The following is a 5,615-nucleotide window of genomic DNA, read 5'->3' on the forward strand; positions in this document are numbered from 1 at the left end:
CTTTTGAAAAAGGGTTCTCCCTCAAACTCCCTTCCTAAAACTTTTAGCATTAAATTTAGCCCCAGAAGGGCGCTCCTGGTAATATTACCGATTATCACATTTATATGGAACGCCCTTCTGGGGCTAAATTCAGTTATAAAGTCTTTGGAAAAGGGGTTCGGGGAAAGAACCTTTCCTCAGAAAGGTTTGTCCCCGATAATTACCTATAAACTTCTATATAAGCACCGCCCTTACCGCAGGGCTTTGTTTCATCAGAGGATATTGTATTCTATTCCCACGTAGATGTCAAAGATACAGTCATGATCGGGATCCATACGGATCACCCTGTAATAGGGGCGCGTGATGGCTGTATATCCCTTGAAGTCAATATGCTCCGCAAGTCTTCGCGCAGTTGCCTCCGCAAGAGCGGGACTTCCCTCATGCCGAACGGATATAGCATTTATCAGCCTGAATTCAGGCTTGAAGCTGAATTCGCTGCAGCTCTCCAGCTCTTTCCCTATGGGAATGAGTATCTCGGCATCTCTCCTGCCGTCCTTATCCGAATCTCCCGTAAGTGTGAATATTATCCTGTTGACCGCCGTTATATTCAGCGCGTCAAGGTTATCTGTGATATATTTTATCATCTCGGGAAGCTCCCCGAGAGACACCCTTGTCCTGTATGACAAAAGGTCATGAAAGATCAGGGTCTGGTTTTCAATTATCTGCATACTCTCCCTCTCCTTGGTATCTGCACAGGCTGTGATTTTCAGTTATACTTGTATCCCGATGATAATATCATCATATTAGCATCGCCCGCCTTCCCTATCAACCGAAAGGGAGTGAACGGGAGAAAAAACGGAGTGAACGGCCTGAAACCGGGAATATGTTAAACTATTGACTTATAGTATAAAATATGTTATACTATAAATGCAGCCTGTATGAGCGGAAACAAAAGCTTTTATGACCTCATATCAGCTTTATTTTGAGCCGCAGGCTGTTAAATTATTATCAAGGAGAATCACCATGAAAATCAAAAAAACTATCGCAGGGATCGCCGCACTTTCTGTCATTATAAGCTCGGGAGCTTTTACCGCTCTCACTGCTTCTGCCGCAGAAACAAGCGACTACACTACCTCAAAAATGACAGCACACGTCTATTCAGATGAAAACCTTATAGACATTGAATGCCGCTACTACAGCGATATGCCCCATGTCCCCTACATAAAGCTGTCCGACTACTACAGCTGCTGGACAGGTCAGGAGCTTGAGATCAACGCAAAAAATGACGGCATATACGAAGTAAAGGTGCCCTACGGCGCAACAGGTATCATCGACATAAACAAGGAATATATGTCATCAGAGGATATTGAACACTTTATTTGTCCCGCCTATGTATTCGACAGCAATGACCAGAGCTATGAAACATATACAAAAGAGAACACTGAAGAATCAGAGCCTCAGTTCGGGGATATTGATCTTTCAGAGTATAAGATCGACATCCGCGGAGATGAAAATGAGGTATGGTGGCCTGCTGCCACTTTATGCGACATTTTCGAGTATCCTCTGAATGAGGGTATGTGCGTTGAGGAGGAGCTCTACTTCTGCGGTCATGTTAATTCTGAATACAACAGAAAAGACAACGCCCTTAATCCTGCCCACGCTGCCGAGTATCTTGAGAAATACAAGGACGGACGTCCGAAAGATATGGCAGAATTCAACTATAACGAGCTCTGCTTTGAGATCGACAATATCTACGGCTTCCCCGGAAGAATAACTTACAATGACCTGCTTGCCGAAAAAGGCTTTGACGGTATGCTCTCGGAAGCCAGCGACGGCACCAGAAAGGTAAAGGAAATGCTCCTCTCAGAGGACCCATACGAATACTGTGCAGGTCTTGAGCTGCTCAATTACTACTTCTGGGACGGCGGACACACATTCTTTAATAACCTTGCCGCTATTGGCAGCAAGGAACAAGTAGAAAAGGTCGGTGAATACCTTGTTTCCCCCGATGAGCTTGAAGGTGCCTTCATTTGGTGGGCTGACAACGCCCAAGCCAGCGCAAGCGGCTACTTAGCACAGGAAGCAAGAATTGCAATGTTTGAGACTGCCGATACATATGAAGCACCGCCCCATCCCGATGATACGCTTCCCTATTATGAATACGCCGTAAAGGGCGATACTGCATTCTTCTCATTCAGTGGTTTCAATGCAAATACTCCCGCATGGCTGAATTACTACTATAACAACGGTGAGCTTCCCAAGGATCTCATCTCCGATTTCTACAGCTGTATCACCAGGGCAGATAAGGATCCCGCTATAAAGAACTTCGTCATCGACCTGGGTACAAACAGAGGCGGCTCTTTAGATGTACTGATGTACATGATGGGTCTGATAAACGATCTTGACCACATAAACCTTGCCAGCGGCAGCAACGACGAGCCCCAGAAGTCAGAATTCCTGGTTGACAAGAACCTGGACAAGGCATTCGACGAAAAGGACGATGCATTCAAAACCGATCTGAACTTCGGAATAATAACCTCCAATTACTCCTTCTCCTGCGCAAACCTCATGCCCTCACTTGCCAAGGACAGCGGTATCATGCTGATCGGCGAGAGAAGCGGCGGCGGTGCCTGCTCTACTGACTACCACGCTACAGCTGACGGTATGATCTATGCAATGTCCTATGGTATCAAGTTCGCAGACAAGGACGGAAAATCCATCGACGAGGGTATCGAGCCCGATTATGCACTTGTAAAGCTCAACGAGGACGGCTCAAAGGACTACTCTGACGTTTACAACTTTGCAAATCTCAGCTCACTCTTTGCTGATTTCTACAAGAAGGATGCTCCCCAGGAGCCCTCAGAGCCCGAGACCGAGACTACTACTACAACTACCACTGTAACAACTACAGAAACCACTACAACCACAACTGTCTCCACAACTTCTGACAAGGACAGCACCACATCTGCAACATCATCTGCTTCCGGAAGCTCATCAGAGACCACAACAACTACCGATGCTTCCGACCTTCCCAAGACAGGCAATAACTCCATGGGTACAGCCGCAGCTGCTGCCTGCGCATTCATCATGACCCTTTCGGGCGGCGCAGCTATGATGGCTGCATACAGGCTCAGAAGAAAAGACGAAAATGGCAGCCTTTGATAAAAAACACAAGCTGCTCTTTGCAGTCGGACTGCTGCTTTTCCTGACGGGCTTCGGCATACTCTCCTTCTTCGGCGTAAGAAAAATATGCAGAGAGGTACACAAGTATAAGCTCATGAAGGAAAACGCTGTCGTTGAGATAAGCAGCGTGGGCATAAAGGCTCCCGTACTTGAGGGTACGGACAAGGAGATCCTCCGTGAAGGCGCGGGGCACTTCACAGATACAGGCGGCTTCGGAAAGGGAAACTACTGTATCGCCGCCCACAGCAGCGTCATTTACAAGGAGTACTTCAACTCACTGAAAAAGGTAGACATCGGTACTGAGATACTGCTTTACGACAAGGACAAGAACAAGTACAGATACAAGGTCTCGGAGAAGTTCATCGTTAAACCCGATGAGACCTGGATACTCAAGGACTTCGGCGATGACCGCGTCACTCTCATAACCTGTACAGATGACGGAACACAGCGCCTTGTGGTAGTGGGGCTCCTGTATAAGGACTGACACTTATATAATAATAACGGTATCGCTCCTGCGGTGAAAAAAATCATTGCAGAGGCGGTACCTTTTTCTTTTGGCGGCAGATGAATGACTGTTGCTTTATTTGCGAGAATACTGTATAATAAATACAGAGGTGATGTTATGAATCAGCATACAAGCTTTGACCTTCCTATATGCCTGGCAGTTGAGGAGGACGCTTTCTTCCGCTCGGACGAGATAATAAAGAGATATATCCCCGACCTTATAGGTCAGAAAGCTCTCGTTATCTCCGAGGAGTTCCTCATAGGCATCTATAAGGAAAAAATAGATGATATAAGCTGCGATTTCGGCAATGCGGAGATATACGCCATGAAAAACGCCAGCTTCGACGAGGCTGTTGCCATTGCGAAAAAGGTCTGCGTTGAGGACATAAAGGTGATAATCGGCATAGGCGGCGGAAGGGTCCTTGATACCGCTAAATACGCCGCTCACATAAGCAAGGCGGCATATATATGTATGCCTACCTCTCTCAGCAACGACTCTCTCGCCTCTCCCTTCTCGGTGCTGGAGACCTACGGCAAGGCAAGAAAGACCATTGCCTGTAATATCCCCACGGCTATAATCGTTGATACCAACATGATAATAAACGCTCCCGAGGGACAGACCCTCTCGGGCATTGGCGACACCATTGCAAAGCACACTGCACTCTTTGACTGGAAGCTCTCTGCAAAGCGAACCGGTACTCCCGTGGATGACTTCGCCTACGCACTGAGCAGAATGAGCTACGATTCGGTGTATCACTGCGACGAGAAGAACATGAAGAGCCGTGTGTTCATAAGGATACTCTCCCGCGCTCTGGTCATGGGCGGTCTGGCTATGGAGATAGCAGGCTCATCCCGCCCATGCAGCGGCAGCGAGCACCTCTTTGCCCACGCCATTGAGGAATACTACCCCGATGTGAAAATATCACACGGTCTGGCAGTTGCCCTGGGCAGCATAGGCTCATGTATCTTCCAGGGACAGTCCCCCGACGGGCTTCTCGGCTTCTTCCGCACCTACGGTCTGGACGTCAGTCCCGAGACCTACGGCATAACAAAGGATATGTTCGCGGATATGTGGGAGAAGGCTCGCACCGTAAGAACGGGCAGGATAACCATACTTGACGATATAAAGCATGACAGAGCTCAGCTTGATGAAATATACAGCAGAATGGCGGAGGGAATATGAAAAAAGGAATTATTTTCGATATGGACGGCACACTCTGGGACTCCTCGGAGAATGTGGCTGTATCATGGACAGAAAAGGTAAGGGAGCTGGGTTATGACTTTCCCGATATCACTCAGCAGGACGTTATGAGCGTCATGGGACTTACCATGGACAGGATAGCGGATATACTCTTCGGAAGCCTTCCCCGCGAGGAGCGAATGGAGCTTCTTGACAGCTGCTGCGATAATGAGCTGAAGTATCTCCTCAAGCATGGCGGAGTGCTCTATCCCGACCTTGAAAAGACACTTATCCGCCTGAAGAAAAAGTATCATCTCTACATCGTAAGCAACTGCCAGAGCGGCTATATAGAGACTTTCCTGGAGCACTACGGCTTCGGCAAGCATTTCGACGATATTGAATGCTACGGCAACAATCTCAAGGGCAAGGGGGACAACATCGCCCTCATCGTCAGCAGGAACGGTCTTGACAAAGCCTGGTATGTAGGCGATATACAGGGGGACTACGACTCCACCATGGAGGCTGGTATCGACTTTATCCACTCGGCATACGGCTTCGGCACTATCGACCACTCCGTCCCCGAGCTTGAGCGTTTCAGCGACCTTCCGGAGCTCATGAAGAAACTGGATAAATCATAATTTAGCATTATGTAGGGGACGGCGCAGCTAACAGCTGCACGTACCCTCTGTCAGCTTCGCTGACATCTCCCTACACCGTAGGGAGTCACTCGACGTCCCACAAAATTCGTATTATAGTGGCGACTATCATC

At 48.1% G+C, this 5,615-nt stretch carries 5 protein-coding genes; 4 read left to right on the forward strand and 1 reads right to left on the reverse strand.

Annotation, left to right across the window (positions count from 1 at the left end):
- Nucleotides 1-251: 251 nt before the first annotated feature.
- Nucleotides 252-707, reverse strand: coding sequence for a hypothetical protein (locus T488_RS0106625; RefSeq protein WP_028520106.1), 456 nt, complete (start codon nucleotides 705-707; stop codon nucleotides 252-254).
- A 295-nt stretch (nucleotides 708-1,002) separates the two neighbouring features.
- Between T488_RS0106625 and T488_RS0106630 the strand changes: the two genes are divergently transcribed.
- The 4 genes from T488_RS0106630 (at nucleotide 1,003) to T488_RS0106645 (ending at nucleotide 5,484) form a co-directional block, all read left to right on the forward strand.
- Nucleotides 1,003-3,141, forward strand: a complete 2,139-nt coding sequence (locus T488_RS0106630; RefSeq protein ID WP_028520107.1) for a S41 family peptidase — start codon at nucleotides 1,003-1,005, stop codon at nucleotides 3,139-3,141.
- Nucleotides 3,128-3,646, forward strand: coding sequence for a class D sortase (locus T488_RS17220; protein ID WP_051536380.1), 519 nt, complete (start codon nucleotides 3,128-3,130; stop codon nucleotides 3,644-3,646). The genes T488_RS0106630 and T488_RS17220 overlap by 14 nt, the downstream gene beginning before the upstream one ends.
- 138 nt (nucleotides 3,647-3,784) lie before the next feature.
- Complete coding sequence (locus T488_RS0106640; protein ID WP_028520108.1) at nucleotides 3,785-4,849, forward strand: iron-containing alcohol dehydrogenase family protein; 1,065 nt, start codon at nucleotides 3,785-3,787, stop codon at nucleotides 4,847-4,849.
- Nucleotides 4,846-5,484, forward strand: a complete 639-nt coding sequence (locus tag T488_RS0106645; RefSeq protein WP_028520109.1) for an HAD family hydrolase — start codon at nucleotides 4,846-4,848, stop codon at nucleotides 5,482-5,484. Before T488_RS0106640 ends, T488_RS0106645 begins: the two co-directional genes overlap by 4 nt.
- Nucleotides 5,485-5,615: the final 131 nt, after the last annotated feature.

The sequence above is a fragment of the Ruminococcus flavefaciens ND2009 genome, assembly GCF_000621785.1.
Lineage (GTDB): Bacteria > Bacillota > Clostridia > Oscillospirales > Ruminococcaceae > Ruminococcus > Ruminococcus flavefaciens_C.

Excerpts from the sequence above, each read along its gene's own strand:
- T488_RS0106625 (WP_028520106.1), bottom strand. The coding sequence starts at position 707 with ATGCAGATAATTGAAAACCAGACCCTGATCTTTCATGACCTTTTGTCA.
- T488_RS0106630 (WP_028520107.1), top strand. The coding sequence starts at position 1,003 with ATGAAAATCAAAAAAACTATCGCAGGGATCGCCGCACTTTCTGTCATT.
- T488_RS17220 (WP_051536380.1), top strand. The coding sequence starts at position 3,128 with ATGGCAGCCTTTGATAAAAAACACAAGCTGCTCTTTGCAGTCGGACTG.
- T488_RS0106640 (WP_028520108.1), top strand. The coding sequence starts at position 3,785 with ATGAATCAGCATACAAGCTTTGACCTTCCTATATGCCTGGCAGTTGAG.
- T488_RS0106645 (WP_028520109.1), top strand. The coding sequence starts at position 4,846 with ATGAAAAAAGGAATTATTTTCGATATGGACGGCACACTCTGGGACTCC.